The organism is Achromobacter sp. 2789STDY5608615 (assembly GCF_001298995.1).
Classification (GTDB): Bacteria; Pseudomonadota; Gammaproteobacteria; order Burkholderiales; family Burkholderiaceae_B; genus Achromobacter; species Achromobacter insuavis.
Genome location: NZ_CYTY01000015.1, coordinates 24522 through 51110 on the forward strand (window position 1 = coordinate 24522; position 26589 = coordinate 51110).

The 26589-nt window shown below is 69.0% G+C and carries 22 protein-coding genes and 1 pseudogene; 15 read left to right on the forward strand and 8 right to left on the reverse strand.

The window, feature by feature from the left end; genetic code table 11:
* Nucleotides 1–105: 105 nt before the first annotated feature.
* Both AOZ49_RS14895 and AOZ49_RS14900 read right to left on the reverse strand, forming a co-directional pair.
* Nucleotides 106–1077, reverse strand: a complete 972-nt coding sequence (locus AOZ49_RS14895; RefSeq protein WP_054428985.1) for a thymidylate synthase — start codon at nt 1075–1077, stop codon at nt 106–108.
* A 47-nt stretch (nt 1078–1124) separates the two neighbouring features.
* Nucleotides 1125–1568: an OsmC family protein gene (locus AOZ49_RS14900; RefSeq protein ID WP_006391405.1), complete on the reverse strand. Its 444-nt coding sequence runs from the start codon at nt 1566–1568 to the stop codon at nt 1125–1127.
* A 114-nt stretch (nt 1569–1682) separates the two neighbouring features.
* On the opposite strand from AOZ49_RS14900, the gene coq7 reads away from it, so the two are divergent.
* The 10 genes from coq7 (at nt 1683) to AOZ49_RS14950 (ending at nt 14600) form a co-directional block, all read left to right on the forward strand.
* Nucleotides 1683–2360 carry a 2-polyprenyl-3-methyl-6-methoxy-1,4-benzoquinone monooxygenase gene (coq7, locus tag AOZ49_RS14905; protein WP_054428984.1) on the forward strand — a complete coding sequence of 226 codons (678 nt, stop codon included), beginning with the start codon at nt 1683–1685 and terminating at the stop codon, nt 2358–2360.
* An 847-nt stretch (nt 2361–3207) separates the two neighbouring features.
* Complete coding sequence (locus tag AOZ49_RS14910; protein WP_006391403.1) at nt 3208–4311, forward strand: MraY family glycosyltransferase; 1104 nt, start codon at nt 3208–3210, stop codon at nt 4309–4311.
* Nucleotides 4312–4407: 96 nt separating this feature from the next.
* Complete coding sequence (gene tviB, locus AOZ49_RS14915; RefSeq protein WP_082380456.1) at nt 4408–5685, forward strand: Vi polysaccharide biosynthesis UDP-N-acetylglucosamine C-6 dehydrogenase TviB; 1278 nt, start codon at nt 4408–4410, stop codon at nt 5683–5685.
* Between the two features lie 12 nt (nt 5686–5697).
* Entirely contained in the window at nt 5698–6723 is a 1026-nt protein-coding gene (locus AOZ49_RS14920; RefSeq protein WP_054428983.1) for an SDR family oxidoreductase, read from the forward strand.
* A gap of 1 nt (nt 6724) precedes the next feature.
* Nucleotides 6725–8074: a murein biosynthesis integral membrane protein MurJ gene (gene murJ, locus AOZ49_RS14925; protein ID WP_054428982.1), complete on the forward strand. Its 1350-nt coding sequence runs from the start codon at nt 6725–6727 to the stop codon at nt 8072–8074.
* Complete coding sequence (locus tag AOZ49_RS14930; RefSeq protein WP_054476158.1) at nt 8075–9220, forward strand: glycosyltransferase family 4 protein; 1146 nt, start codon at nt 8075–8077, stop codon at nt 9218–9220.
* A gap of 45 nt (nt 9221–9265) precedes the next feature.
* Nucleotides 9266–11197, forward strand: coding sequence for an asparagine synthase (glutamine-hydrolyzing) (asnB, locus tag AOZ49_RS14935; protein WP_054476159.1), 1932 nt, complete (start codon nt 9266–9268; stop codon nt 11195–11197).
* A 3-nt stretch (nt 11198–11200) separates the two neighbouring features.
* Nucleotides 11201–12316, forward strand: a complete 1116-nt coding sequence (locus AOZ49_RS14940) for a glycosyltransferase family 4 protein (protein WP_054476161.1) — start codon at nt 11201–11203, stop codon at nt 12314–12316.
* On the forward strand, nt 12313–13470 hold the full coding sequence (locus AOZ49_RS14945; protein ID WP_054476164.1) for a glycosyltransferase family 4 protein: 1158 nt from the start codon (nt 12313–12315) through the stop codon (nt 13468–13470). Before AOZ49_RS14940 ends, AOZ49_RS14945 begins: the two co-directional genes overlap by 4 nt.
* Nucleotides 13467–14600 carry a glycosyltransferase family 4 protein gene (locus tag AOZ49_RS14950; RefSeq protein WP_054428977.1) on the forward strand — a complete coding sequence of 378 codons (1134 nt, stop codon included), beginning with the start codon at nt 13467–13469 and terminating at the stop codon, nt 14598–14600. The genes AOZ49_RS14945 and AOZ49_RS14950 overlap by 4 nt, the downstream gene beginning before the upstream one ends.
* Before the next feature lie 7 nt (nt 14601–14607).
* On the opposite strand, the gene AOZ49_RS33535 is transcribed toward AOZ49_RS14950, so the two are convergent.
* The 4 genes and pseudogenes from AOZ49_RS33535 to AOZ49_RS14965 form a co-directional block, all read right to left on the reverse strand.
* Nucleotides 14608–15435 carry a gamma-glutamyltransferase gene (locus AOZ49_RS33535; RefSeq protein WP_231690346.1) on the reverse strand — a complete coding sequence of 276 codons (828 nt, stop codon included), beginning with the start codon at nt 15433–15435 and terminating at the stop codon, nt 14608–14610.
* A 79-nt stretch (nt 15436–15514) separates the two neighbouring features.
* Nucleotides 15515–16351 (reverse strand): annotated as a pseudogene (locus AOZ49_RS33540) (gamma-glutamyltransferase); the annotation flags it as partial.
* A 41-nt stretch (nt 16352–16392) separates the two neighbouring features.
* Nucleotides 16393–17958: a glucose-6-phosphate isomerase gene (pgi, locus tag AOZ49_RS14960; protein WP_054476167.1), complete on the reverse strand. Its 1566-nt coding sequence runs from the start codon at nt 17956–17958 to the stop codon at nt 16393–16395.
* A gap of 12 nt (nt 17959–17970) precedes the next feature.
* A complete protein-coding gene (locus tag AOZ49_RS14965; RefSeq protein ID WP_006391388.1) occupies nt 17971–19362 on the reverse strand; it encodes a phosphomannomutase/phosphoglucomutase in 1392 nt (463 codons plus the stop codon).
* 308 nt (nt 19363–19670) lie between these two features.
* On the opposite strand from AOZ49_RS14965, the gene AOZ49_RS14970 reads away from it, so the two are divergent.
* The 5 genes from AOZ49_RS14970 (at nt 19671) to AOZ49_RS14990 (ending at nt 24791) form a co-directional block, all read left to right on the forward strand.
* Nucleotides 19671–20300: a BPTD_3102 family carboxylase-like protein gene (locus AOZ49_RS14970; RefSeq protein WP_054476169.1), complete on the forward strand. Its 630-nt coding sequence runs from the start codon at nt 19671–19673 to the stop codon at nt 20298–20300.
* 84 nt (nt 20301–20384) lie between these two features.
* Nucleotides 20385–21800 (forward strand): FAD-binding oxidoreductase, encoded by a 1416-nt coding sequence (locus AOZ49_RS14975; RefSeq protein ID WP_054428973.1) that lies wholly within the window; start codon nt 20385–20387, stop codon nt 21798–21800.
* 42 nt (nt 21801–21842) lie between these two features.
* Nucleotides 21843–22556, forward strand: a complete 714-nt coding sequence (locus AOZ49_RS14980) for a response regulator transcription factor (RefSeq protein WP_054476262.1) — start codon at nt 21843–21845, stop codon at nt 22554–22556.
* Nucleotides 22553–23881: a sensor histidine kinase gene (locus tag AOZ49_RS14985; RefSeq protein WP_054476171.1), complete on the forward strand. Its 1329-nt coding sequence runs from the start codon at nt 22553–22555 to the stop codon at nt 23879–23881. The genes AOZ49_RS14980 and AOZ49_RS14985 overlap by 4 nt, the downstream gene beginning before the upstream one ends.
* A gap of 118 nt (nt 23882–23999) precedes the next feature.
* Nucleotides 24000–24791 (forward strand): phosphatase PAP2 family protein, encoded by a 792-nt coding sequence (locus AOZ49_RS14990; RefSeq protein WP_054476173.1) that lies wholly within the window; start codon nt 24000–24002, stop codon nt 24789–24791.
* On the opposite strand, the gene AOZ49_RS14995 is transcribed toward AOZ49_RS14990, so the two are convergent.
* Together AOZ49_RS14995 and AOZ49_RS15000 are read right to left on the reverse strand one after the other, a co-directional pair.
* Complete coding sequence (locus AOZ49_RS14995) at nt 24743–26026, reverse strand: TRAP transporter large permease (protein WP_006391382.1); 1284 nt, start codon at nt 26024–26026, stop codon at nt 24743–24745. The genes AOZ49_RS14990 and AOZ49_RS14995 overlap by 49 nt on opposite strands.
* Complete coding sequence (locus AOZ49_RS15000; RefSeq protein WP_082380458.1) at nt 26017–26580, reverse strand: TRAP transporter small permease; 564 nt, start codon at nt 26578–26580, stop codon at nt 26017–26019. The genes AOZ49_RS14995 and AOZ49_RS15000 overlap by 10 nt, the downstream gene beginning before the upstream one ends.
* Nucleotides 26581–26589: the final 9 nt, after the last annotated feature.

Below are 26589 nucleotides of genomic sequence, written 5' to 3' on the forward strand. Positions count from 1 at the left end.
GAAAACGCGCCTCCAGAAGCTCACCAATCTTCACCTGCGCGAGAGGGGCGCTCCCGGCGCCTGGGCGGCCGGCCCGTGGCCGGTGTGCAATGCCGCTCGCCGGCCTCAGACCGCCATGGGCGCCGTCAGCGGGGCGTGGTGAGTGTAGCCCTCCAGCGAGAAATCGCCCGGCTCGACCTTTTCCAGCCATTCCGGCTCGTAGCGGCCGGTCTGGGCGAAATCGGGAATGCGGTCGGACAGCACCAGCCGCGGCGCTGCGTGCGGCGTGCGGGTCAGCTGCTCGCGCAGCATCGGCAGGTGATTCTCGTAGATATGCGCGTCGCCGATGAAGTAGGTGAACCAGCGCGGCGTGTAACCGGTCAGCCGGCCCACCAGGTGCAGCAGCGCCGCGCCCTCGGTCAGGTTGAACGGCGTGCCCAGCCCGACATCGTTGGACCGGATGTACAGGCACAGCGAGATCTCGCGGGTGGTCGCATTCGGCAGGAACTGATAGAGCAGGTGGCAGGGCGGCAGCGCCATTTCCTCGATCTGCGCCCAGTTCCAGCCGTGGAACAGGATGCGGCGGTCGCCCGGACGCTCGTGGATGGTATCCAGGCACTGGCGCAACTGGTCGACCGCTTTATAGAGCAGCACCTTGGACACGCCGCCGTCCTGCAGATCGGCCACCTTGGTGTAGCCGCGCGCCAGGGCGTCATCGACCTGGCCGGCGCGGTCGGCGTCCAGCACCTTGTACGCCGGCCACTGGCGCCACTGCACGCCGTAGACCGGGCCCAGGTCGTCCGGGCCCTCGCGGTAGGGGTTGGCCAGCCACTGGGCGTTCTCGTTGGCGTTCTGGTCCCAGACCTTGCAACCCAGTTCGCGGAATTGCGCCGCGCTGCGCACGCCGCGCAGGAAGCCGACCATCTCGCCGATGGCCGACTTGAAGGCCAGCTTCTTGGTGGTCACGGCCGGAAAGCCCTGCTGCAGGTCGAAGCGCAGCGAGGCGCCCGGCATGCTCAGCGTGCGTATTCCCGTCCGATTTTCCTGCCACGCGCCGGTGTCCAGGATGGATTGAACGAGGTCCAGGTATTGTTTCATGGGTACAGAATCTGAAAAGGCTGAGGTGGCGTGCGCGGCGGGCCGCGTCAGGCCGCCGCGGGGGCTTCCTGGGTGTCGACGATATCCACCGAGAAGGTCAGTTCGGCGGTCTTTTCGAGCATGGCGGACGCCGAGCAGTATTTCTCATGCGACAGCTGCACCGCGCGCTCGACCGCGGCGCGCGGCAGGTTGCGGCCGGTGACCGTGAAGGCGAAGTGGATACGCGTGAACACCTTGGGGTCGACATCGGCGCGGTCGGCCTGCAGCTTGACGCTGCAGCCGGTCACGGCGTGGCGGCCGCGCTTGAGGATCAGCACGACGTCATAGGCGGTGCAGCCGCCGGTGCCGGCCAGCAGCATTTCCATGGGGCGGGGCGCCAGGTTGTGGCCGCCGCCGTCCACCGCGCCGTCCATCACGGCCACGTGGCCGCTGCCGGTGCTGGCGGTGAAGAGCATGCCGTTGGGGCCGCCCCAGTCGATCGTGCATTCCATTTGTCAGGTCCTTGTGCTTGAGCGCAGTCAATGGCTGATGATACCCGTTGCGTACAATTCCGCTTGAGAGCCCCGCCCCGCATCAGGGGTGTGCGGCCAATCCAGGAGCCGTCCATGTCCCCCACCTTGTCCCAATCCGGTCCCGCCGCCTTCCTGCGCCGCTCGAATCCGCTGGATGCACTGTTGGCGGAAGCCGACCGCGCGCTGCGCGTGCTGTCCGGCAGCGCCAGCGCCGGCCGGCCCAATCCGGCCACGGCCGAAGAGGCGCCGGACACCTTGTCGGCGCAGGAAAAGCGCCACGCGGCCGGGCTGATGCGGGTCAACCACGTGGGCGAAGTCTGCGCCCAGGCGTTGTACCGCGGGCAGGCCGCGGTGTGCCGCGAACCCGGCCCGCGCGCCCTGTTGCTCGAGGCCGCCGGCGAGGAAGTCGACCACCTGGTGTGGTGCAACCAGCGCCTGACCGAGCTGGGCAGCCGCCCCAGCCTGCTCAATCCGGTCTGGTACGCGGGCTCGTTCGCGCTGGGCCTGCTGGCCGGTTATGCGGGCGCGCCGCGCAACCTGGGCTTCATGGCCGAAACCGAAAAACAGGTCGAGGCGCACCTGGAAGGGCATCTGCGCACCCTGCCCGAGCAGGATGCCCGCTCGCGCCAGATCGTGCAGAAGATGAAGGAAGACGAGGCCCAGCACCGCGCCAGCGCCGAAGCCGCGGGCGGCGTGCCGCTGCCCGGTCCGGTCAAGGCCGCCATGCGGGCGATGTCCAAGGTCATGACGACGACCGCCTACCGCATCTGAGGCGGCCGGCCTGCGGGCATGCCTGCCCGTGGGGCATGAAAATGTTGCAATGCGCAAAAATTGCAGCATATTGGTGCCGCATGCACCTTTCCGGTGCAAGGAATAGGGCGGGAATACCCGGAATCAGCTAGGGTAAGTCCGCAAGGGGTTTACCCCTTCGGCAATAACCCTCCGTTTTCGAAGGTCATTGCTGCATGCGGCTTTCCGGGCGACGGTCAGGCGAATTGCGGCAAAAATGCAACGCGGAATGGTGCGGTGCGTTGGGCTTAAAAAAAATCTTGCATCGCACAAAAAAACCCGATACTATGCATCTCATCGGATGTTGAAACGCAGTCGGCGCGGTTCAAAAGCAAAGTCCAAGCAGGACAAGCAACACAGAACCCCGACAGCGCAGTGAGCGAAAGCGGCTCCCAGCATGCCAAGGTTGTCTCCTCCACCCTCCTCCTTTGGTGGATTTAGCCCGAGATCTCACGATCTCGGGCTTTTTTTTAAGTCAAATCAATGCGTCCCTATTTATGCCGGATGTCCGGTCTTTCGCGCCGGGCGAGACAGGGGCGAAAGGGCCGTGGTCCTACCTTGGCGCGCTCCGCGTTTTCCCTTGGATATTTCGCATCGACAGAGGCGGAAAGCTCTACAATTAATGCATGAAATCCGCATTTCCGCGCGCCGTCGGCCGCGTTGCAGCATCTCCCGCCAAACGGGGGTCCCCGCACGTGTCCTGGCCGGGGTTGCGGACGTTACGTTCTGTCCCGGTGATTTGCACTTCCTTATCCCTCCCATATATGGGCGTTACACCTGCCGCCGATAATGGCCGGCCTGTCTCAATAGACCAACCAGAGGTGACCTTGTGACCTGGCTGTACATATGCGTGGTCGCGTTCATGGTGGGGGGACTCATCGTGGCGTCGGAGCGCTGGCATGGCGCCTTCACCGGCGACAGCGATCTCAACAAACCGCAAGCGAACCATTCGCGCGCCACGCCTCGCGTGGGCGGACTGGCCGTGCTGGCGGGCACGCTCATGGGCCTGCTGGTGCTCGGGCCCGAAAACATGACCCTGACCTGGCTGTGGCCCGCGCTGTTCGTGTCGGCGCTGCCCGTGTTCGTGGCCGGGTTGCTCGAAGACATCACCAAGGACATCGGCGCCAGCAAGCGCCTGCTGGCGGCGTTCGCGTCGGCCGCGATCGCCTGGTGGCTGCTGGGCGGCGTCAGCCGCGTCGGCATGGCCCCGGTGGATTATGTTCTGTCCTATTGGCCCGTTTCCCTGATTTTCACGATGTTCGCGGTGGGTGGCTGTACCCATGCCCTGAACATCGTCGACGGCATGAACGGCCTGGCCGGCATGGTCGCGACGCTGATGGCGGTGTCCATCAGCCTGGTCGCGCTGCAGGTCGGCGATGTGCCGATCTTCCTGGTGGCGGCGGCGCTGGCTTCGGCCACGCTCGGCTTCCTGGTCTGGAATTTCCCGTTCGGCCGCGTCTTCCTGGGCGATGGCGGCGCGTACTTCCTGGGTTTCATGCTGGCCGAGCTGGCCGTGCTGCTGGTGGTGCGCAACCCGTCGGTGTCGCCGTTCTACGCGCTGGCGGTGCTGTTCTACCCCGTATTCGAAACCGGCTTTTCCATCTGGCGCCGCCGCTTCAAGCGCGGCGTGCCGGTGGACCAGCCGGATGCCTTGCACCTGCATCAGCTGGTGTTCCGCCGCCTGGTGCGCGTGACCTTCAGCCGCGGCCGCCGCCATGCGGTGCCGGCGCTGTGCAATGCCCTGGCATCGCCCTACATGTGGGTGCTGGCCCTGATCGGCCTGGTGCCCGCCACCATCTGGTGGGACAACGCCTGGGCGCTCAGCGCCAGCCTGGTGGTGTTCGCCAGCGTCTATATCTGGCTGTATGCGCGACTGGTGTCGTGGCGCCGTCCGGGGTGGCTGCTGTTGCCCTCCGTCCTGCGAGCCGATTAAGTGTTGGGCGCCCCGGTGATTGCCGCCGGGGGCCCGGTTATCCATCACCCCGACCATATTTAAAATGCCGTAATCGTTTTACGGTGAGGGAGAGTTATGTTGCGTATTCAGGATGTGAAACTCGCGGTCGTCGGCCTGGGCTATGTCGGCCTGCCGCTGGCAGTGGAATTCGGCAAGAAGCGCTCGGTCATCGGCTTCGATATCAACACGCGCCGGATCGACGCCCTGAAGGCCGGTCACGACCACACGCTGGAAGTCAGCGACATCGAACTGGCTGAAGCCAAGCAACTGTCCTACACCGCCGACCGCGCCGAACTCGGCCAGGCCAATGTGTTCATCGTCACCGTGCCCACGCCGATCGACGAGTACAAGCAGCCCGACCTGACCCCGCTGGTCAAGGCCAGCGAGACCATCGGCTCGGTGCTCAAGCGCGGCGACATCGTCATCTACGAATCGACCGTCTATCCCGGCGCCACCGAGGAAGACTGCGTGCCGGTGCTGGAACGCGTGTCGGGCCTGAAGTTCAATGTCGACTTCTACGCCGGCTACAGCCCCGAGCGCATCAACCCGGGCGACAAGGAACACCGCGTCAGCACCATCAAGAAGGTCACCTCGGGCTCGACGCCCGAAGTGGCCGAGCTGGTGGACCAGCTGTACAAGCAGATCATCACCGCCGGCACCCACAAGGCTTCCAGCATCCGCGTGGCCGAGGCCGCCAAGGTGATCGAGAACACCCAGCGCGACGTCAACATCGCGCTGATCAACGAGCTGGCGCTGATCTTCAACAAGATGGGCATCGACACCGAAGCCGTGCTGCAGGCCGCCGGCACCAAGTGGAACTTCCTGCCGTTCCGTCCGGGCCTGGTGGGCGGCCACTGCATCGGCGTGGACCCGTACTACCTGACGCACAAGGCGCAGTCGATCGGCTACCACCCCGAGATCATCCTGGCGGGCCGCCGCCTGAACGATTCGATGGGCGGCTACGTGGTGTCGCAGTTGGTCAAGGCCATGACCAAGCGCCGCATCCACGTGCAGGGCGCGCGCGTGCTGGTGATGGGCCTGACCTTCAAGGAAAACTGCCCCGACCTGCGCAACACCCGCATCGTCGACATCGTCAAGGAACTGGGCGATTACAACGTCGACGTCGACGTGTACGACCCGTGGGTCGAGGCCGAGGAAGCCGTGCACGAATATGGCATCACGCCGGTCGCCAAGCCCGACGAGGGCAAGTACGACGCCGTGATCCTGGCGGTGGCGCACCACCAGTTCAAGGATCTGGGCGCCGAAGGCATCCGCAAGCTGGGCAAGCCGGAACACATTCTTTATGACCTGAAGTACGTGTTGTCGCCCGCCGAATCCGATCTGCGCCTGTAGGGAGGACGTCGCATGACCACACGCTTTGAATCCGTCACTCAGGAACTCGCCGCCACGCCGCGCAAGTGGCTGGTGACCGGCTGCGCCGGCTTCATCGGCTCCAATCTGCTGGAGACCCTGCTGAAGCTGAACCAGACCGTCACCGGCCTGGACAACTTCGCCACCGGCCACCAGCGTAACCTGGACGAGGTGCAGGCCTCCGTCACGCCCGAGCAATGGGCGCGGCTGACCTTCATCGAGGGTGATATCCGCGACCTCGAGGCTTGCCGCCGCGCGGTTCAGGGCGTGGACTTCGTGCTGCACCAGGCGGCGCTGGGTTCGGTGCCGCGTTCGCTGAAAGACCCGATCACCACCAACGAGGTGAACATCGGCGGTTTCCTGAACATGCTGGTGGCGGCGCGTGACGCCGGCGTGAAGTCGTTCGTGTACGCGGCCTCCAGCTCGACCTACGGCGACCATCCGGCCCTGCCCAAGGTCGAGGAAAACATCGGCAAGCCGCTGTCTCCCTACGCCGTCACCAAGTTCGTCAACGAGCTGTACGCCGACGTGTTCGCGCGTTCCTACGGCTTCGAGACCGTAGGCCTGCGTTACTTCAACGTGTTCGGCAAGCGTCAGGATCCCAACGGCGCCTACGCCGCGGTCATCCCCAAGTGGACCGCCGCGATGATCCAGGGCGAAGACGTCACCATCAACGGCGACGGCGAGACCAGCCGCGACTTCTGCTTCGTCGACAACGCGGTGCAGGCCAATATCCTGGCCGCGACGGCGCCGGCCGAAGGCCGCAACCAGGTCTACAACGTGGCCGTCAGCGGCCGCAGCACCTTGAACCAGCTGTTCGGTTTCCTGGTGCAGGCGCTGGGCAACCAGGGCGTGAAGTACGGCAAGCAGCCGGTCTACGCCGATTTCCGCGCGGGCGATGTGCGCCATTCGCAGGCGGACGTCAGCAAGGCCGGCCGCCTGCTGGGCTACCAGCCCACGCATACCGTGCTGCAGGGCCTGGAAGTGGCGATGCCCTGGTACACGCAATTCCTGCGTTGATTTGAAAGCACTCATCCGCAAACTCGGCAGCATCCACCCGGACCACCAACGCATTTTCAAAGGTGCGTTCCGGGTGGCGGTGTTTCTGCTGCTGGGCAAGGCCGCCGGCGCCATCAAGGAGATGGCGGTGGCGTACCGCTACGGCGTCAGCGACGCCGTCGACGCCTACCAGTTCACGATGACCATGGCCACCTGGCTGCCGGTCACGATCGTGGGCGTGCTGTCGGTGGTGCTGATTCCGGTGCTGGTGCGGCTGCGCCGCGCCGAGGACGCCGAACGCGAACAATTCATCCGTGAACTGCAGGGCTGGGTGGCGGCCGCGGGCATCGCGCTGGCCGCGCTGACCTGGTTCGCCTGGCCCAAGGTGCTGGGCGCATTGGGTCAGGGGCTGTCCGCCCGGGTCGGCGAGATGACGGGCGAACTGCTGCTGGCCTTCGCGCCGGTCGCGGCCCTGTTGCTGGTTGCCGGCATCAGCGCCGCGCGGCTGCGCTCGCACGAGCGCCACGTCAATACGCTGCTGGACAGCGTGCCGGCGGTGGCGACGCTGGCGTGGGTCATGCTGGCGGCCAGCGCCGAGAGCGTCGGTCCGCTGCTGTGGGGCACGCTGGTGGGCTACGCGATCCAGACCGTGTGGCTGGCCTGGCTGGCCGCGCGCGCCGATGGCGGTTTCTGGGGCGCGCCAAAACTGACCCTGCGATCGCCGCACTGGCCCGAGCTGATGAGCGCCGCGGGCGTGATGCTGATCGGCCAGGTGGCCATGAGCTTCGTCGGCCCGCTGGACCAATACGCCGCCGCCAACCTGGGCGCCAATGCCAATGCCACGCTGGGCTACGCCAGCCGGCTGCTGTCGCTGCTGCTGGGCATCGGCGCGGTGTCGGTCGGCCGCGCGGCGCTGCCGGTGCTGGCCGATGTGCAGGCGCGCGGCGACAGCGCGCGCGCGCGCGGCATGGCGTTGAAATGGTCGGTGCTGATGGTGGCGGCCGGCGCCGTCGCCGTGGCGCTGGGCTGGGTGCTGGCGCCGTGGGGCGTGTCGGTGCTGTTCCAGCGCGGCGCCTTCACCGCCGAGAATACCGAGGCCGTGGCGCATGTGCTGCGCTGGGGCCTGTTGCAGCTGCCGTTCTATTTCGGCGTGCTGATCCTGGTGCAGTTGCTGGCCAGCCAGAACCGCTACCGCATCATGGCCGCCATCGCGGTCGGCAATTTCGCGTTGAAAGCCGCGCTCAACACGGTGCTGGCGCCGAAGATGGGGGCGGCCGGCATCATGCTGGCCACCAGCCTGATGTACGTGCTGTCCTATGTCTGCTACCTGGTGGTGGCCCTGCGCCGCGCCGAACCCAAAGAGGCCGCCTGAATGCCCGCCGTTCCCGAGTCCGGCCGCCCGTTGCGCGTGCTGCTGTTCATCCATTCGCTGCACGGCGGCGGCGCCGAGCGGGTCGCCGCCGACCTGAGCGCGCATTGGGCCGGCATGGGCCGCGAGGTCATGGTGGTGACGCAGGCGAGCGCCGACGGCGACGTCTACACCCTGCATCCGCGGGTGCGGCGCGAGGTGCTGCACACGGCGGGCGAGGGCGGCGGTCTGCGTGGCATCTGGAGCAATGTGCAGCGCGTGTGCGCGCTGCGGCGCGTGATCAAGGCCTTCCGCCCCGATATCGTGCTGGGCATGATGACCACCGCGTCGGTCCTGTCGGTGCTGGCGTCCACCGGGCTGCCGTGCCGCGTCATTGCCACCGAACACACCCATCCTCCATCGCAGACCCTGTCGGGTCTCTGGCAGCGCCTGCGCCGTCTGACCTATCCGCGCGCCGCGCGCGTGGTGGCCCTGACCCGCGGCACCGCGCAATGGATCGAGCAGCATGTGCCGGGTTCGCGCCTGGCGGTGATCCCCAATCCGGCGCATTGGCCGCTGCCCAAGGGCGAGCCGGTGCTGGCGCCGCCCGCGGGCAACGGCCGCAAGCGCCTGCTGGCGGTGGGACGGCTGCATGGGGACAAGGGTTTCGACCTGCTGTTGCAGGCCTACGCGCGGCTGGCGCCGTCGCATCCGGACTGGGATCTGGTTATCCTGGGCGAGGGCGATGAGCGCCGCGCGCTGGAAGCGCAGGTGCGCGAGGCCGGCCTGCGGGGTCGCGTCAGCCTGCCGGGACGGGCGGGCAACGTGGGCGACTGGTATCAGAGCGCCGACCTGTATGTGCTGACGTCGCGCTTCGAGGGGCTGTCCAACACCCTGCTGGAATCGATGGCCAGCGGCCTGGCCGCGGTCGCGTTCGATTGCGATACCGGGCCGCGCGAGATCGTGCGCGAAGGGATCGACGGCGTGCTGGTGCGGCCCAACGGCGATGTCGACGCGTTGTGCCGCGAACTGGCCGCGGTGATGGGCGACGAGGCCCTTCGCCGCCGCATGGCCGACGCGGCCACGGCGGTGCGCGAGCGTTTCTCCGCCGAGCGGGTGCTGGGCCAATGGGAAGAACTTTTTGACGGTGTGCGCGCGTCAGGCCGCTAGGCCGCGCCACACCGTTGCTGCGGTGACCACGAGAACCTGAAAATCATGTGTGGAATTGTCGGAATTTGGGGCCCCCTGGGTGACAAGGCGCAAGTGCTGGCGGAAAGCTGCCGGCGCATCCGCCACCGCGGGCCGGACAGCAACGGCTTCTGGGAAGACACCGGCGCCGAGCTGGCGCTGGCGCACGTGCGCCTGGCGATCCAGGACCTGACCGAAGCCGGGCATCAGCCGATGGTGTCCGCCTGCGGCCGCTACGTGATGGTGTTCAACGGCGAGATCTACAACCACATGGACATGCGCCAGCAGCTCGAGGCATCGGGCCTGGCGCCGTCCTGGCGCGGCCATTCCGATACCGAGACGCTGCTGGCGGGCTTCACCGCGCTGGGCATCGAGGCGACGCTGCAGGCCTCGGTCGGCATGTTCGCCATCGCGCTGTGGGACCGCGCCTCGCGCAAGCTGGTGCTGGCGCGCGACCGCATGGGCGAAAAGCCGCTGTACTACGGTTACTCGGGCGCAGAGCTGGTGTTCGCCTCGGAACTCAAGGGCCTGATGCCGATCCCCGGGTTCGGCCGCAACCTGAACCGCAATGCGTTGGCGTCGTTCATGCGGCACAACTACATTCCGGCGCCGCAATCCATCTACGAAGGCATCGCCAAGCTGCCCCCGGGCACCTGGATCGAATTCACCGCCGACGACACCCGCAGCCGCCGCATGCCCGAACCGCGCGTGTACTGGTCGGCGCGCGACGCCGCGGATACCGCGGCGCAATCGCTGCTGTCGTTCGATTCCGACGCGCAGGCCACCGACGCGCTCGAAGGCGTGCTGTCCAAGGCCGTGGGCGGCCAGATGCTGTCCGATGTCAGCCTGGGCGCGTTCCTGTCGGGCGGCATCGACTCGTCGACCATCGTTTCGCTGATGCAGGCGCAGAGCTCGCAGCCGGTGCGCACCTTCGCCATCGGCTTCCATGAAAAGGGCTACGACGAGGCGCAGCACGCCAAGGCGGTGGCCATGCACCTGGGCACCGACCATACCGAGCTGTACGTGACCGCCGACGACGCGCTGGCGGTGGTGCCGGGGCTGGCCGACATGTACGACGAACCATTCGCCGATTCGTCGCAGATCCCGACCTCGCTGGTGACGCGCATGGCGCGCCAGCACGTCACCGTGGCCCTGTCCGGCGACGGCGGCGACGAACTGTTCGGCGGTTACTCGCGCTATTTCCGCGTCAACAACTGGTGGCAGAAGTGCGAGCGCATTCCGTCGCTGCTGCGCACGCCGGCCGGCGCGCTGCTCAGCGCCTCGACCCAACTGCCGGGGCGCGGCGCCTGGCGCGGCAAGGTCGGCAAGCTGGGCGAATTGCTGCGCGCCGACTCGCGCGGCGATTTCTACCGCCTGTTCGTGTCGTACTGGTCGGACCCGGCGCGCGTGGTCAAGGGCGGCGTGGAGCCGGTGTCCGAGTTCGCGCGGGCGATGCGCGGCTCGACCTTCGAGTCCATGATGAAGCTCGACACGGTGACCTACCTGCCGGACGACATTCTGGTGAAGGTGGACCGCGCCGCCATGGCGGTGAGCCTGGAGACCCGGGTGCCGCTGATCGACCATCGCGTCTACGAATTCGCCTGGAGCCTGCCGCACCAGTACAAGGTGCGCGGCGCCATCGGCAAATGGCTGTTGCGCCAGGTGCTGTACCGCCACGTGCCGCAGGCGCTGGTCGACCGGCCCAAGCGCGGCTTTGCCGTGCCGCTGGCGGCCTGGCTGCGCGGACCGCTGCGCGACTGGGCCGAGGCGCTGCTGGATCCGGCGCGCCTGCGCCAGGAAGGCTGGTTCGAGCCCGAACCCATCCTGCGCAAGTGGCGCGAGCATGTGTCCGGGCATCGCAATTGGGATAGCCATCTGTGGGGCGTGCTGATGATGCAGGCCTGGCTGGACCGCTACCGCGCCGGTGGCGAACAGGGAGGATCGGTTGGGAGTCGCTGACGAATGAAAATACTGATGCTGGTCAGTTCCATGCACGCCGGCGGCGCCGAGCGCGTGGCCGCCACGCTGGTCAACGCGTGGGCTGAACGCGGTGACGACGTCACCCTGACGCCGACCTATTCGTCCAAGGGCACCTGCTTCTACCCGCTGTCGGACAAGGTCAAGCTGGACTGGCTGGCGGACCTGGCGGGCACCCGCGTGTCGGGGCCGATGGCCGCGTTCAAGCGCCTGCTGACGCTGCGCCGCCACATCCGCGACACGGCGCCGGACGTGGTGGTGTCGTTCCTGACCAACGTCAACGTGGCCGCCATCCTGGCCACCCGCGGCCTGCGCGTGCCGCTGATCGTCTGCGAGCGCACCAACCCGGTCGCCGAGACCACCACCGGCACGGTCTGGCGCCGGCTGCGCCGCCTGCTGTATCCGCGCGCCGACATGGTGACGGTGCAGGCGGCCGACACGGCCGGCCCGTTCTCGCGCCAGGTGCCGGGCATCAAGCGCCTGGCCGTGATTCCCAATCCCCTGCCGGCGCCGCTGCTGGACGCGCCGCTGGTGCCGCAGCATGACGACGGCGCGCCGCGCACGCTGCTGGCGATGGGGCGCCTGGTGACCGACAAGCAATTCGATCTGCTGATCGACGTCTTCGCGCAGCTGGCGCCGGACTTTCCCGACTGGAACCTGCGCATCTGGGGCGAAGGCCCCGAACGTGGCGCGCTGGAGGAACAGGTCGCGCGCCTGGGCCTGCAGGCGCGCATCAGCCTGCCGGGCCGCACCGAAGCGCCGTGGGATGAATTGGCGCAAGGCCAGGCCTTCGTGCTCAGTTCGCTGGTCGAGGGCTTTCCCAACGTGCTGCTGGAAGCGATGGCGCTGGGCCTGCCCTGCGCCGCGTTCGATTGCCCCAGCGGGCCGCGTGAAATGACGCGCGACGGCCAGGACGCGCTGCTGGCGCCCGCGGGCGATCGCGATGCGCTGCGCGAGTCGCTGCGCCGCTTGCTCGGCGATGTGGCGTTGCGTCGGCAACTCGGCCAACGCGGCGCCGCGGCGGTGCGCCAGCGCTATGCCCTGGCCAGCGTGCTGATGGAATGGGACGAATTGTTCGAAGCCGTGAGGGAAGGCCGATGAGCGCGGCGACCTTGCGCGTGGTGCATGTGATCGCCGGCCTGGGGCAGGGCGGCGCGGAATCCGTGCTGTGGCGCCTGTCCACCTATCCGGGGCAGGCCGTCGAGCATATTGTCGTATCGCTGACCGACGAAGGCGTCTACGGCGAGCGGCTGCGCGCCGCCGGCGTGACGGTGCATACGCTGGACATGCCGCGCGGCCGCATCACGCTGGGCGGCTTCATGGCCCTGCGCCGCCTGATCGCCGCGGCGCGGCCCGACGCCGTGCAGACCTGGATGTATCACGCCGATCTGATCGGCGGCCTGGCGGCGCGCCTGGCCGGTGTGCGCGCCATCGCCTGGGGCATCCGCAATTCCGGTGCGCACCTTGAGCGCAGCAGCCGGTCGGCCCGCATGGTGCTGCGCGCCTGCGCGCTGCTGTCGGGCGTGCTGCCCGGCGCCATCGTCTGCGCCGCGCAGGACGCGGCCGAACGGCATGCCGCCAAGGGCTACCGCCGCGATCGCATGGTGGTGATCGCCAACGGCTACGACCTGTCGCGCTATGCGCCCGACACGGCCGCGCGGGAACGGGTGCGTGGCCAATGGGGCCTGGCCGGCGACGTGCCGGTGATCGGCTGCGTGGCGCGCTGGGATCCGTTGAAGGATCATGCCAACCTGTTGCGCGCGGTGGCGGCGCTGGTGCGCGACGGCCGCGACGGCGGCCTGCGCTGCGTGCTGGTGGGACGCGGCATGACCGCGGACAGCCCTGAATTGATGGCGCTGGTCGACAAGCTCGACCTGCGCGAACGGCTGGTGCTGGCCGGCCCCAGCGACGACGTGCCCGCGGTGATGAACGGGCTGGACCTGCACGTGCTGTCCAGTTGCGCCGAAGGCTTCCCCAACGTGGTGGCCGAGGCCATGGCCTGCGGCGCCTATTGCGTGGCGACGGACGTGGGCGATGCCGCCTACATCATCGGCGACACCGGCGTGGTGGTGCCGCCCGAGCAGCCCGAGGCGCTGGCGCGCGGCATCGAGAGCGCGCTGCGCGAGGTGGCATTGCGCGGCCGAAGTCGCGCCGGCGAGGCCGGACGGGCGCGGGTGCTGGAGAATTTCGACCTGGCGCGCATGGTGCAGAGCTACGCCGCGGTGTGGCGCCGTCTGTCCGGAGCATCGGCATGAGCGCCGCCCGTCGTCTGCTGTTCGTGGTCAACAACCCGGCCTTCTTCATGTCGCACCGGCTGCCGGTGGCGCAGGCCGCGCAGCGCGCCGGCTACGACGTGCACGTGGCCACGATGGACGGCCCCGCCGTCGCCGACATCGTCGCGCTGGGCATGACCCATCACGTCATTCCGATGACGCGCAGCGGCAAGCATCCGCTGCAGGAACTGGGCACGCTGCTGGCGCTGCTGCGCCTGTTCCGGCGGCTGCGGCCGCGGGTGGTGCACCTGGTGACCATCAAGCCCGTGCTGTACGGCGGCATCGCCGCGCGCCTGGCGCGCGTGCCGGGCATGGTGGCGGCGATTTCCGGGCTGGGCTTCGTGTTCCTGTCCAATTCCCTGAAGATGCGCCTGGTGCGCTCGGTGGTGGCGCGCCTGTATCGCCTGGCGCTGGGTCATCCCAACAGCCGGGTGATCTTCCAGAACGCCAGCGATCGCGATCTGCTCAAATCGCTGGGCGCCGTGCGTGATGAGCAGGTGGTGCTGATCCGCGGCGCCGGCGTCGATCTGGACCTGTGCCAGGCGTTGCCCGAGCCGGCCGCGCCGCCGGTGGTGGCCACCATGGTGGCGCGCCTGCTGCGCGACAAGGGCGTGTGGGAATTCGTCGAGGCGGCGCGCCTGCTGCGCGCGCGCGGCGTGCCCGTGACGATGCGGCTGGTGGGCGGCGTGGATGCCGGCAATCCGACGTCGGCCACGCCGGCCGAGGTCGAGGCCTGGCAACGCGAAGGCTGCGTGGAGGCGCTGGGCGAGCGCTCGGACGTGCCGCAACTGTACGCGGCCTCGCACATCGCCGTGCTGCCGTCCTATCGAGAGGGCCTGCCCAAGTCGCTGATCGAGGCCGCCGCCTGCGGCCGCGCGGTGGTGACGACCGATGTGCCGGGCTGCCGCGATGCCATCGATCCGGACAAGACCGGCCTGCTGGTGCCGGTGCGCGACCCGCAGGCCCTGGCCGACGCCATCGCCCGGCTGGCGGGCGACGCGACGCTGCGCCAGGCGATGGGAACGGCCGGCCGCGCTTTGGCCGAGCGCGAATTCAACATCGAGCGGGTGGCCCGCATCCACGTCGAGCTGTACGACACGCTGAGCGCCTGAGTCGGCCTCAGTGGCCCAGCGCGGCGCCGTCGCGGCGGGGATCGGCGGCGCCATCCAGCCCTTGCGGCGTCACGCGGATCGCGGCGGCGCCGCTTTTCATTTCCACCTGTTCGATCTTGTGGCCCCGCGCGGCCAGCGACGCGCTGGCGTCCGCCGGGACGCGGCCCTTCTCGACCTGGCTGCGGCCGGTGTTGCCCGCCACGTGCGGCAGCGCCAGCGCATCGGCCGGGCGCAGGCCCCATGCCAGCGTGCCGACCACGGCCTGGGCGATGTAGTCGACGATGTAGCCGCCGCCCGCCGAGCCGGTGACCAGCGCCAGCTTGCCGTCGCGGTCGAACACCATGGTGGGCGCCATCGAGGTGACCGGCCGCTTGTTGGGCGCCATGGCATTGGGCGCGCCCTTGCCATGCGCCGACGAGAAATTGGTCAGCGCGTTGTTCAGGAAGAAGCCGTGCGGCATCAGCCACGAGCCGAAGTTCAGGTTGATGGTGGTGGTCATCGACAGGGCGTTGCCCTGCGCGTCGACGATGGCGACCTGGCTGGTCTCGGTGGTGCCGGGCGCCTCGGCGCCGGCCGGCGCCGGCACGCCCGCGAACACGCCGGGACGCGGATGCGTCACGGCCCTGGCGGACAGCAGCGCGGCGCGTTCGCGCGTGTAGTCGGGCGCGATCAACTGGCGCACCGGCGCCTTGACCTGGTCCGGATCGCCGATATAGGCCAGCCGGTCGGCGCGGGCGATGCGGGTGGTGTCGATCAGCAGGTGGTCGGCCGCGGCCGAGCCGGGCGCCAGCGTATCGATGCGGCGCGCGGCCAGCATGCCCAGCTGCTGCAGCACGGACACGCCGCCGAAGCTGGGGGGGCGGGAAGGTGCAGACCTTCCACGACAGGAAGGGGCCGCAGATCGGCGTGCGTTCGGCCGGGCGATAGGCGGCCAGGTCCTGCGCCTGGATCAGGCTGGGGTACTTGCCCGCGCCCACCGCGGCGAGGACGTCGGCGGTCAGCGCGCCGTGGTTGATGGCGTCGGGATCGGCCGCGACCTTGCGCAGGGCGTCGGCCAGCAGCGGATTGCGGACGGTGGCGCCGACCGGCAGCACCTGGCCCTGCGTGTCGTAGAAGACCTTGCGGATCGCCGGATTCTCGGCCAGCTGCGGCAGCCGCTGCAGGCTGTCCTGCAGATAGGGCGACATCGGGAAGCCGTCTTCGGCGCTGCGGATGCCGGCCTGGAACAGGCTGGCCCATGGCAGCTTGCCGTAGCGCTGGTGCGCCAGCGCCATGACGCGCACGGTGCCGGGCACGCCGACCGGACGGCCGTAGCGCGCCACATCCTTGAGCGGCAGGGTGTCGCCGTTGACGTCGGTGCGCAGGCTGGCGGTGGTGCGCGCCGGCGCCGCGGCCAGGCCGTCCAGGGCCGACAGCGTGGCGCTGCCCTGGTCCCACACCAGCATCAACGAGCCGCCGCCCAGGCCGGACGATTGCGGTTCCACCACGGTCAGCACCATCTGCACGGCGATGGCGGCGTCGACCACGCTGCCGCCGCGCTTGAGGGCATCGAGTCCGGCCGCCGCGGCCAGCGGATTGGCGGCGGCGACCATGCCGGCCGGGGCCTGGGGCTGTGTCTGGGCCTGGGCGGAGGCGGCCGCGCACAAGGCGAGGGCGGCCAGGAACCGTGCGGGGCTGCGGGCTAGCGTAGGCATGGGGCGCTCCGGGAAGGACGACGGGCCATTATTCGCCCGCCATGGCGTCCTGTCCATAGCGGCCCCGGGGCGGGCCGGCCGGCCGCTTTGGCCGGGGCCTAGTCCTGGTGGCGTCGCGCGATGGCGTCGATCCAGAAGCGGGTCGAAGGGTCCTGCGGCGCGACCTGCTGAGATGGCGCATCCAGTTCGCGGATGATGTTCTTGGCCAGCGCCTTGCCGAATTCCACGCCCCACTGGTCGAACGGGTTGATGCCCCAGATCACGCCCTGTGCGAACACCTTGTGCTCGTACAGCGCCAGCAACGCGCCCAGGGTGTAGGCCTCCAGGTGCGGCAGCACGATCAGCGAGGACGGCCGGCCGCCCGGATGCACCTTGTGCTGGGCCAGCAGGCGCGCGCGCGCCGGATCGGCCTCGACCTGCGAGGTCTCGGCCAGCGCTTCCTCGAACGATTTGCCGCGCAGCAGGGCGGCGCGCTGGGCCAGGCAATTGGCGATCAGCAGCTCATGGTGGCGCGCATAGGCGTGGTCGGGCTGCTCGCACAGGATGAAGTCGACGGGCGCGCCCGCGGCATCCTGGTGCAGCCACTGGAAGAAGGTGTGCTGGCAGTCGGTGCCCGGCATGCCCCAGACGGCCGGGCCGGTCGGCACGCCGGTCGGGCTGCCGTCCGCCGTGGCCACCTTGCCCAGCGATTCCATTTCGAGCTGCTGCGCCCAGGGCGCCACGTGGAAGAGGCGCGAATCGTACGGCGTGATGACCAGCGAGTCGAACCCCAGCACGCTACGGTTGACGACGCCGGCCAGGGCCAGTTGCAGCGGCGCGTTCTCGGCCAGCGGCGCATGGTGGAAGTGCTCGTCCATGGCGGCGGCGCCGGCCAGCAGCTGGTCGAAGGTGTCGTTGCCCAGCGCCAGCGCGACCGGCAGGCCGATGGCCGACCAGAGCGAATACCGGCCGCCGACCCAGTCCCAGATCTGGAAGATGTGGTCCGGCGAGATGCCCAGGTTGAGCGCGGCCTCGACGTTGGCGGTGACCGCCACCACCTGCTTGATCGGGTCCGCCACGCCGGCATCGCGCAGCCAGTTCATAGCGACCTCGGCATTGGCCAGCGGTTCGGTGGTGGTGAACGATTTGGACGCCACGATCACCAGCGTCTCGTGCGGATCGAGGCGCACCATGGCATCGGCCACCGAGTGCGAATCGACGTTCGAGGCGAAGTGGACTTCGCGATGGATGCCGCCGTAGCGCAGCGCCCGGTTGACCAGGCGCGGCCCCCAGTCGCTGCCGCCGATGCCCAGGTGCAGCACGCAGCGGTAGCGCTTGGCGGCATCGGCCTCGCGCACGAACTGGCGCACGCGTTCGCGCTCGGCCAGCACGGCCGCGGCCACCTGGGCCGGGGGCTGGGGCGCGCGCAGCGCGGTATGCCAGGCCGGGCGCTGTTCCGTCCAGTTGGCGTTGCCGCCGTCGAACAGTTGCGCGCGGGCGGCCTCGAAGCCTTGCTGCTCCAGCAGCGCGGCGGCGGCTTCCTGCAATGCCGGCGAATGCGCCTGCGCGGTCAGGTCCAGGCGCAGCCCGGGGGCATTGATCAGCCGCAGTTGCTCGCCGCGCCGGTCGGCGTTGCGTGCGGCGGTGGCGAAGCGGTTCCAGGCTGGGCTGTTAAGCAGGGACATATCTTTTTGTTTTTAGAAGGGCAGGGAGGCGTCGGGCGCCAGTTTAGCCAGTTCGCGCCGGAAGTCACCCTGGATGCGGGCCAGCGCCTCGGCGGTCTGCGCCTCGAAGCGCAGCACCACGACCGGCGTGGTGTTGGACGGACGCGCCAGGCCGAAGCCGTCGGGATACTCGGCGCGCACGCCGTCGATGGTGACCACGCGCACCGCGCCGGGGAACTGGCCCTGTTCCTGCAGCGCCTGCACCAGCGTGAAAGGCTGGCCTTCTTCCATTTCCAGTTTCAGTTCCGGGGTCGATACGTCCTGCGGCAAGGCCTCCAGCGGCGCGCCGGCGTCGGCGTGGCGCGAGACGATTTCCAGCAGGCGGGCGCCGGTGTAGAGCCCGTCGTCGAAACCATACCAGCGTTCCTTGAAGAAAATATGGCCGCTCATCTCGCCGGCCAGCGGCGCGCCGGTTTCGGCCAGCTTGGCCTTGACCAGCGAGTGGCCGGTTTTCCACATCAAGGGTTCGCCGCCCGCGGCCTGCACCGACAGCCCGACATGGCGGCTGCACTTGACGTCGTAGATGATGGTGGCGCCGGGATTGCGTTCCAGCACGTCGCGCGCGAACAGCACCAGCTGGCGGTCCGGCCAGATGATCTGGCCGGACTTGGTCACCACGCCGAGGCGGTCGCCGTCGCCGTCGAAGGCCAGGCCGAGTTCGCAGTCGGTGGTGGCCAGGCAATGGATCAGGTCCTGCAGGTTCTTCGGCTCGGCCGGGTCCGGGTGGTGGTTGGGAAAGGTGCCGTCCACCTCGCAGAACAGTTCGGTGACCTCGCAGCCCAGGGCGCGGAACAGCTTGGGGGCGATGGCGCCGGCGACGCCGTTGCCGCAGTCGATCGCGATCTTCATGGGGCGGGCGAGCTTCACGCCCGAGGCGACCCGCGCGATGTACGCGGCCACCAGGTCCAGCTCGCGGCGCACGCCGGTGCGGGCGGCGGGCGCGTCCGGGGCGCCGTTCATGCGGCGCGCCAGGGCCTGCACGTCCTCGCCATACAGGGCGCGGCCGCCCATCATCATCTTGAAGCCGTTGTACTTGGGCGGGTTGTGGCTGCCGGTGATGGCCACGCCGGAGCCGGTTTGCATGATGTGGGTGGCGAAATACACCAGCGGCGTGGGAACCTGTCCGATATCCAGGGTATCGACGCCGCCTTCCAGCATGCCTTCCTGCAGCGCCTGCGACAGCATCTCGCTGCTCAGGCGGCCGTCGCGGCCCACCACCAGCGTCTGCACGCCCTGGTCACGCGCGACCGCGGCCAGCGCCGCGCCCAGCGAGCGGGCGAAGCGCGCGTCGATCAGATCCGGGACGGTGCCGCGGATGTCATACGCCTTGAAGACGGAAGAGGGGAATTGCGCGTTGTCGGCCACATCGGATCCTTATTGTTTGCTACGGCTTGCCGTGGCAGGACCGCCCGGGATGCCGGCAGCCTGCTGGTAAACCCGGATGCCGGCGCATGCCGGCCAGGGGGGGCGGAGTTGAATTATCCTCCATCGGGCGGCCGTGTGCCGCCCTGATCTGGTGCGCAAAGGAATCCCTTTTCGCCTTGTTCCGGTGCGTCGGCGCAACGGAAGCGGACCCTTCCTGTCTTGGCGGGCGGTGGCATGGAACTTGCTGGTCATCCGAAGGTGATACGCTTGTCATGCAAGTGGAAAGACCAGAAAGACCGGAGGGGGCCATGGGAGCCAAAGTATCCACAGTCACGTCATCAGGCGGCGCCAGGCGCAGGCGCGGGCCGCCCACGGACTTCGCCGGGTCGTCGGCCGGGCGGGAACGCCGGCTCGACATTCATGTATTCGTATCGCCCGAGGGCGAGCTGGCGACGGGGCGCGCCTGGGAGCGCTGCGTCTGGCGCGACGCCCGCGTGCTGATCGCCGAATGCCCGGCGCCGCATCTGCCGGCCTCGGTCGAAAGCGCCTTGCGCGGGGTCGCCGCCAGCGTGGCGCGGGATCGCGCCTGGCAGGGCATGGGCACGGTGGCCTTTTCGCTGGATGACCGCAGCGGCGTGTTCCGCGTGATCCGCGCCGAGGCGCAGCCGCGTTCGGGCGCCGCCGTGGCCGATTTCGAGCCGGTTGCAGCCCATGCGCTGGAAGTGCGCATCGACGGTTGCGCCGATCGCCACATGCCGTGCACCCACCTGCTGGTGTGCGGCGCCACCCGCGGCGAAGCGCTGCGGCGCGCCTATCGCGCCCTGTCCGAACTGCCCGGCCCCGCCGGCGTGGACCGGGCCTTCCTGCTGAACCGCATCGCCTCGCGCGCCTATTGCACGGGCCTGACGGGCACGCGCCTGGACCAGGCGGTCGGCTAGGGCCGGTTCAGCCTCTACAATAGTCCGCACTACCCTTGAACAGCGCCCGGGCGCGGCCCGGCGCGATCTTTCCGTGCGGCGCCTATGACCTTGCTGAGCGAATTGCAGTCCCTCCTGGGCGAGTCCCATGTGCTGACCGGCGCCGATGCCGAACCTTTCGCGCTGGACTGGCGCCGTCGCTATCGCGGCGAGGCGCTGGCGGTGGTCCGCCCCGGGTCCACGCAGCAAGTGGCCGACGCCATCAAGCTGTGCGCGCGCCATGGCGTTCCGGTGGTGCCGCAAGGCGGCAATACCGGCCTGTGCGGCGGCGCCACGCCCGACGGCTCGGGCAGCGCCGTGGTGCTGTCGACCGCGCGCCTGAACCGGGTGCGCGCGCTCGATACCGACAACGACACCATCACCGTGGAAGCCGGCTGCATCCTGCAGGCCGTGCAGCAGGCCGCCGCCGACGCCGGCCGGCTGTTTCCGCTGAGCCTGGCGGCCGAGGGCAGCTGCACCATCGGCGGCAATCTCGCCACCAACGCCGGCGGCACCCAGGTGCTGCGCTACGGCAACACGCGCGACCTGGCCCTGGGCCTGGAAGTGGTCACCGCCGAGGGCGAGATCTGGAACGGCCTGCGCGGCCTGCGCAAGGACAACACCGGCTACGACCTGCGCGATCTCTACATCGGCAGCGAAGGCACGCTGGGCATCATCACCGCGGCCACGCTTAAGCTGTTCCCGCGGCCGGTCGCTTCCTGCACCGCGCTGTTGACGCTGGACAGCATCGACAACGCGGTCGAGCTGCTGTCGCGGGCCCGCGCCGGCTTCGGCGCCGCGCTGACCGGCTTCGAGCTGATGAGCGGCGACTGCCTGCAGGCGGTGGTGCGCCTGTTCCCGCAGCAGCGCCTGCCGTTCGAGGGCGCGTCCGCCGCCTCGCCGTGGTTCGCGCTGCTGGAGCTGTCCGACAGCGAAAGCGAGGCGCATGCGCGCGAGCGCTTCGAGACGGTGCTGGGCGAGGCCATCGAGGCCGGCCTGGTGAACGACGCCGCCATCGCCGCCAACGTGGCGCAGAGCAAGGCGTTGTGGCACCTGCGCGAGAGCATTCCGCTGGCCGAGGCCGAGCTGGGCAAGTCGGTCAAGCACGACGTCTCGATCCCGATCTCGGCCATCGCCGGCTTCGTGCACCAGACCAATGGCCTGCTGCAGGCGCGCTTTCCCGGCGTGCGCCACGTGATCTTCGGCCACCTGGGCGATGGCAACCTGCACTACAACGTCGCCAACGCGCCGGGCCAGACCGAGGCCGAGCTGCTGGCGCTGCAAAGCGACATCTACGGCGTGGTGCATGACAGCGTGCATGCGCATGCCGGCTCCATCAGCGCGGAACACGGCGTCGGCCAGCTCAAGCGCGACGAGCTGCCGCGCTACAAGAGTCCGGTCGAGCTGGCCCTGATGCGCCGCATCAAGCGCGCGCTGGACCCGCAAGGCCTGATGAATCCCGGCAAGGTGCTGCAAGCCTGAGCGGGGGGCGTACACAACCTTCTTTCCATGGGGAACGAGAACATGGCGGCCAGTCCCGCAGCGGGTGCGAATCACCGGATCCTGATCGTCGAGGACGATCACACCATCGCCGGCAATCTGTACACCTTCCTGGAAGCGCGCGGTTTCCTGCCGGACGTGGCCTACAGCGGCCCCGCCGCGCTCAAGCGCCTGGAAGAGCAGCGGTTCGACGCGATGATCCTGGACATCGGCCTGCCCGGCATGGACGGCCACGCGGTCCTGCACACCGTGCGCGCGGACCGGCGCCTGCCGCTGCCGGTGCTGGTGCTGACGGCGCGCGACAGCCTGGACGACAAGCTGGCCGGTTTCTCCCATGGCGCCGACGACTACCTGACCAAGCCCTTCGCGCTGCTCGAGGTCGAGGCGCGCCTGCTGGCGCTGATCCAGCGCGCCAAGGGCTCGACCGTGGACACGGTGCGGGTGTTCGGCGACCTGTCCTATGACACCCGCAGCCGCGTGGTGTCGATCGGCGGCAAGCCGGTGCACTTGACGCGCAAGGCCATCATCATCCTGGAAGCGCTGCTGCGCGATCCGGGCCGGGTGGTGTCGCGCGAGGAACTGGAATCGCAATTGTGGGGCAGCGAGCCGCCGTCGTCCGACGCCCTGCGCAGCCAGGTCCACCTGCTGCGCCGCGCCCTGGCCGACGCCGGCTTCGACGGCATCGAGACCATGCACGGCACCGGCTGGCGCCTGGTGACGGGGGAGCGCAGCGCATGAGCCGGATCGCGGGCGGCGGGACCCTGACGCAACGGGTGGTGTGGGCGCTGACCGGCACCGTGGCGCTGTTCGTGACGGCGCTGGCCCTGCTCGCCTACCTGACGTTCGACCAGATGGAAGACGATCTGGTCAACGACATCCTCAATACCGAAATGGACCGCCTGGTGCAGCACGCCCGCACCAGCGACCAGTTCCTGCCGCGCCGTGGCGCCCGCGAACTGGGCGGCTCCATGCGCGCCTGGCTCAGTGTCGACGGCCAGGCCCCGGTCGGCATGCCGGAGGAAATCCGCGGGCTCGACAACGGCCTGCACCTGATCGAGCCCGGCGCCTACACCTGGCACGTGATGGTGGCCGACACCGGCACGGGCAAGGTCTACCTGCTTTACGACGCCACCGACAACGAAGAGCGGGTGCACGATTTCGGCCCGATCGTGCTGGGGGTCGGCGCGATCTGCGTGGTCGGGGCCTACGCCCTGTCGCGACGGGTGGCGGCAGTGGCCGTGGGGCCGCTGTTGGAGTTGACCGACCGCCTGTCCACCTGGGCCCCCGGCGCGCCGGACCTGGCCGTGACCCGCGACGACGAGGCGGGCCGGCTGATCGAAGCCTTCAACCGGGTGCAGAACCAGGTCGACCGCTCGATCGCGCGCGAACGCGAGTTCGCCGGCAACCTCAGCCACGAGGTGCGCACGCCCCTGGCCGCGATCCGATCCGACAGCGAGCTGATGCTGCTGACCCAGGAACTGACGCCCGACCAGCGCCAGCGGCTGACGCGGGTGATCGACAACGTCGACGACGTCATCGTCTGCCTGGAAAGCGCCCGCGCCATGGCCCGCGACCAGATGCGTCCGCCCGAGCCGGTCGACCTGTCCGAATGCATGCTGGACGCCTGGCGCGGTTACGAAACCCAGGCCGGCATGGCCGAACTGCGTTTCGACAATGTCATCCCGGCGGACCACATCCGCATCCTCGACCGCTATGCCTTGCTGACCGTCCTGCGCAACCTGGTGCGCAACGCCGTCGAGCACGCGGCGCCAGCCACGCTCACGGCCAGCCTGGGCGCCGACGGCGCGCTGCAGCTGAGCGACGACGGCAAGGGCATCGCGGCGGACGACCTGCCGTTCCTGTTCCGCCGTTACTACAGCGGCCGGTTGCGGGATTCGGGGATGGCCGGACGCGATGAAACCGCGCGCGGCCTGGGCCTGGCCATCGCCAAGCGGGTCTGCGACATGCAGGGCTGGACGCTGACGGTGGATTCGTCGCGCGAGGGGCCGCAGCGCGGCACCCGTTTCACCTTGCGCCTGGACGCGGCGGGGGGCGCGGCGTAGGGCGACCGCAAGGGGGGGTGAGCCGCCCCTTTCCCGGCCAGGCCGAATTTGACGAATTTTCGACTGTCGGCCGCCTAAGCTGTTTGCTCCGGCCGATCGCCATCGCCCCTCGCGCTACATGTCACCCTTTTCTCCGCCAGCGGCCGTGCGGCCGACGCCCGCTTTCTACTTTTCCACGCATGTCCTCGGGGTGACGCTGATGCTGGCGTGCCTGGCGTGGTGGGTCAACGCCTCCGGCCTGGACCTGGCCATCGCCCGCGGCCTGTTCAGCGTGCCGCTGGATGACTTCCCCCTGCACACCAACCGCTGGCTCGAACTGGTCGGCCATCGCATGGTGCTGGCCCTGCCCATCGGCATGGCGCTGGGCGCGATCGCCGTCGTCGCGGCCAGCTACCGCATTCCCGCCTGGCGCCACCTGCGCGGCGCGGCGCTGGCGGTGGCGGTGACCTGCATCGTGGGGCAACTGGCCGTCACGCAGCTCAAGCACCACACCACCTTGCCGCGTCCCTATGACCTGGAGACGCTGGGCGGGTACACCCCGTATCCGCTGTCGTGGTGGACCTGGGATCGCGCCAAGGCGGGCGGCGCGCTGCCGAGCGGTCACGCCGGCGCCGGTTACTCGATGTTGACCCTGTATTTCGCCGGCTGGGCCGCGCAGCGGCCCGGATGGCGCTGGTGGGGCCTGGCCGTGGGCATCGCCGCGGGCGTCGGGTTCTCGATCGTGCGCGTGCTGCAGGGCGCGCATTTCCTGAGCCAGACGCTGTGGTCGGCGGCCCTGATGTGGCTGCTGGCCGCGCTGTTCTTCTGGCCGGTGCTGCGGGGCCCGGCCGCGTCGCGTGGTCCGGCCCGCATGCCCGGCGTTCAATTCAGCAGCACGCCCGGCAGCCACAGCGAGAACGCCGGCACGTAGGTGACCAGCGCCAGCGCCGCCAGCAAGGCGCCGTAGAACGGCCAGATGGTCCGCATCACCGTGCCGACCGAGACCCCGCCGATGGCGCACCCCACGAACTGCGTGGTGCCCACCGGCGGCGTGTTCAGCCCCAGCGCGCAGTTCAGCAGCATCACCATGCCGAATTGCACCGGCCCCATGCCGTACTGCATGCAGATCGGCAGGAAGATCGGGGTGCAGATCAGGATGGTCGCGGCCATGTCCAGGAACGTGCCCAGCACGAACAGGATCACGTTGACCATCAGGAAGATCGCCCACGGGCTGGTGGACACCGATGCCATCAGCTCGCCGGTCTTTTCCGCCACGCCGTAGAAGCTGATCAGGTAGCCGAAGGTGGCCGAGATGCCGATCAGCAGCAGCACCACGCCGGTCGTCTTGACCGCCTTGCTGGCGGCGCGCACGAACTGGTCCCAGGTCAGCGAGCGATACACGAAGACCGTCAGCGCCAGCGCGTACAGCACGGCCACCGCGGCCGATTCCGTGGCGGTGAAGACCCCGCTCAGGATGCCCACGATGATCAGCACCACCACGAACAGCCCGGGCGTCGCGGCCACCAGCGAGCGCGCCACGATGTGCCAGCCGGGAAACGTGCCCGCCGGATAGCCGCGGCTGCGCGCCACGAAATACGCCGCCGCCAGGTTGCACAGCGTCAGGATCAGCGCCGGCACCACGCCGGCCGCGATCAGCGCCGCGATCGACACCTTGCCGCCCGCCGCCAGCGTGTAGATGATGATGTTGTGGCTGGTCGGCATCAGCGCGCCCACCAGCGCCGCGTGGGTGGTGACGTTGACCGCGTAGTCGGCGTGATAGCCCTCGCGCTTCATCATCGGGATCATCACCGAGCCCATCGCCGACACATCCGCCACCGGCGAACCCGACACGCCGCCGAACAGCGTGCAGGCCACCACGTTGGACATGCCCAGGCCGCCGCGCACGTGGCCCACCAGCGACTTGGCGAAGGCGACGATGCGGTCGGCGATGCCGCCGTACAGCATCAACTCGCCGGTGAAGATGAAGAACGGGATGGCCAGGAACGAAAACGCATTCATGCCCGAGGTCATCTGCTGGAAGGCCACCGCCAGCGGCAGGTCCTCGTACATGATCGCGGTGATGGACGACAGCCCGATGGCGAACGCCACCGGCACGCCGATCACCAGGAAGCCCATGAAGGTGAAGGAGAGTAGGGTCAGCGCCATGCCGGTACCACCTTTTGGTTGCGCAACAGGGCGATGATGTGCTCGATCGAGAACAGCGCGATCAGGACGCCGGAGAGGGCCGCGGGCACGTACTTCCAGCCGTTGGAGATGCCCAGGTTGGGGATCTTGTAGGCCCACACGGATTCGGCCAGCAGGGCGCAGTTCCACGCCATCAGCGCGCCGAACAGCAGCACCAGCAGGTGGATGAAGATCTTCAGGCGCCGCTGGCCGGCCGCCGGCAATGCGTCGACCAGCGACTCGAAGCCGATGTGGCCGGCGTCGCGCACGCCGACGGCGGCGCCCAGCATGGTGACGTACAGCACCAGCAACAGCGCCAGGCTTTCGGCCCAGGTGGGGGTGCTGTTCAGCACGTGGCGGCCGAAGATCTGCAGGGTGACCGCGACGATCAGGCAGACCAGCCCGAACACGCTGGTCCACATGCACAGGCGCGCCAGCCGGGCGCAGCCGCGGGAATAGGCGTCCAGCGGGGCAGCCGGGGCATGCGCCCGGCCCCCCGCCGCGACATCCGGGTCATGGGTGGAGGTAGCCAACATGCGGATTCC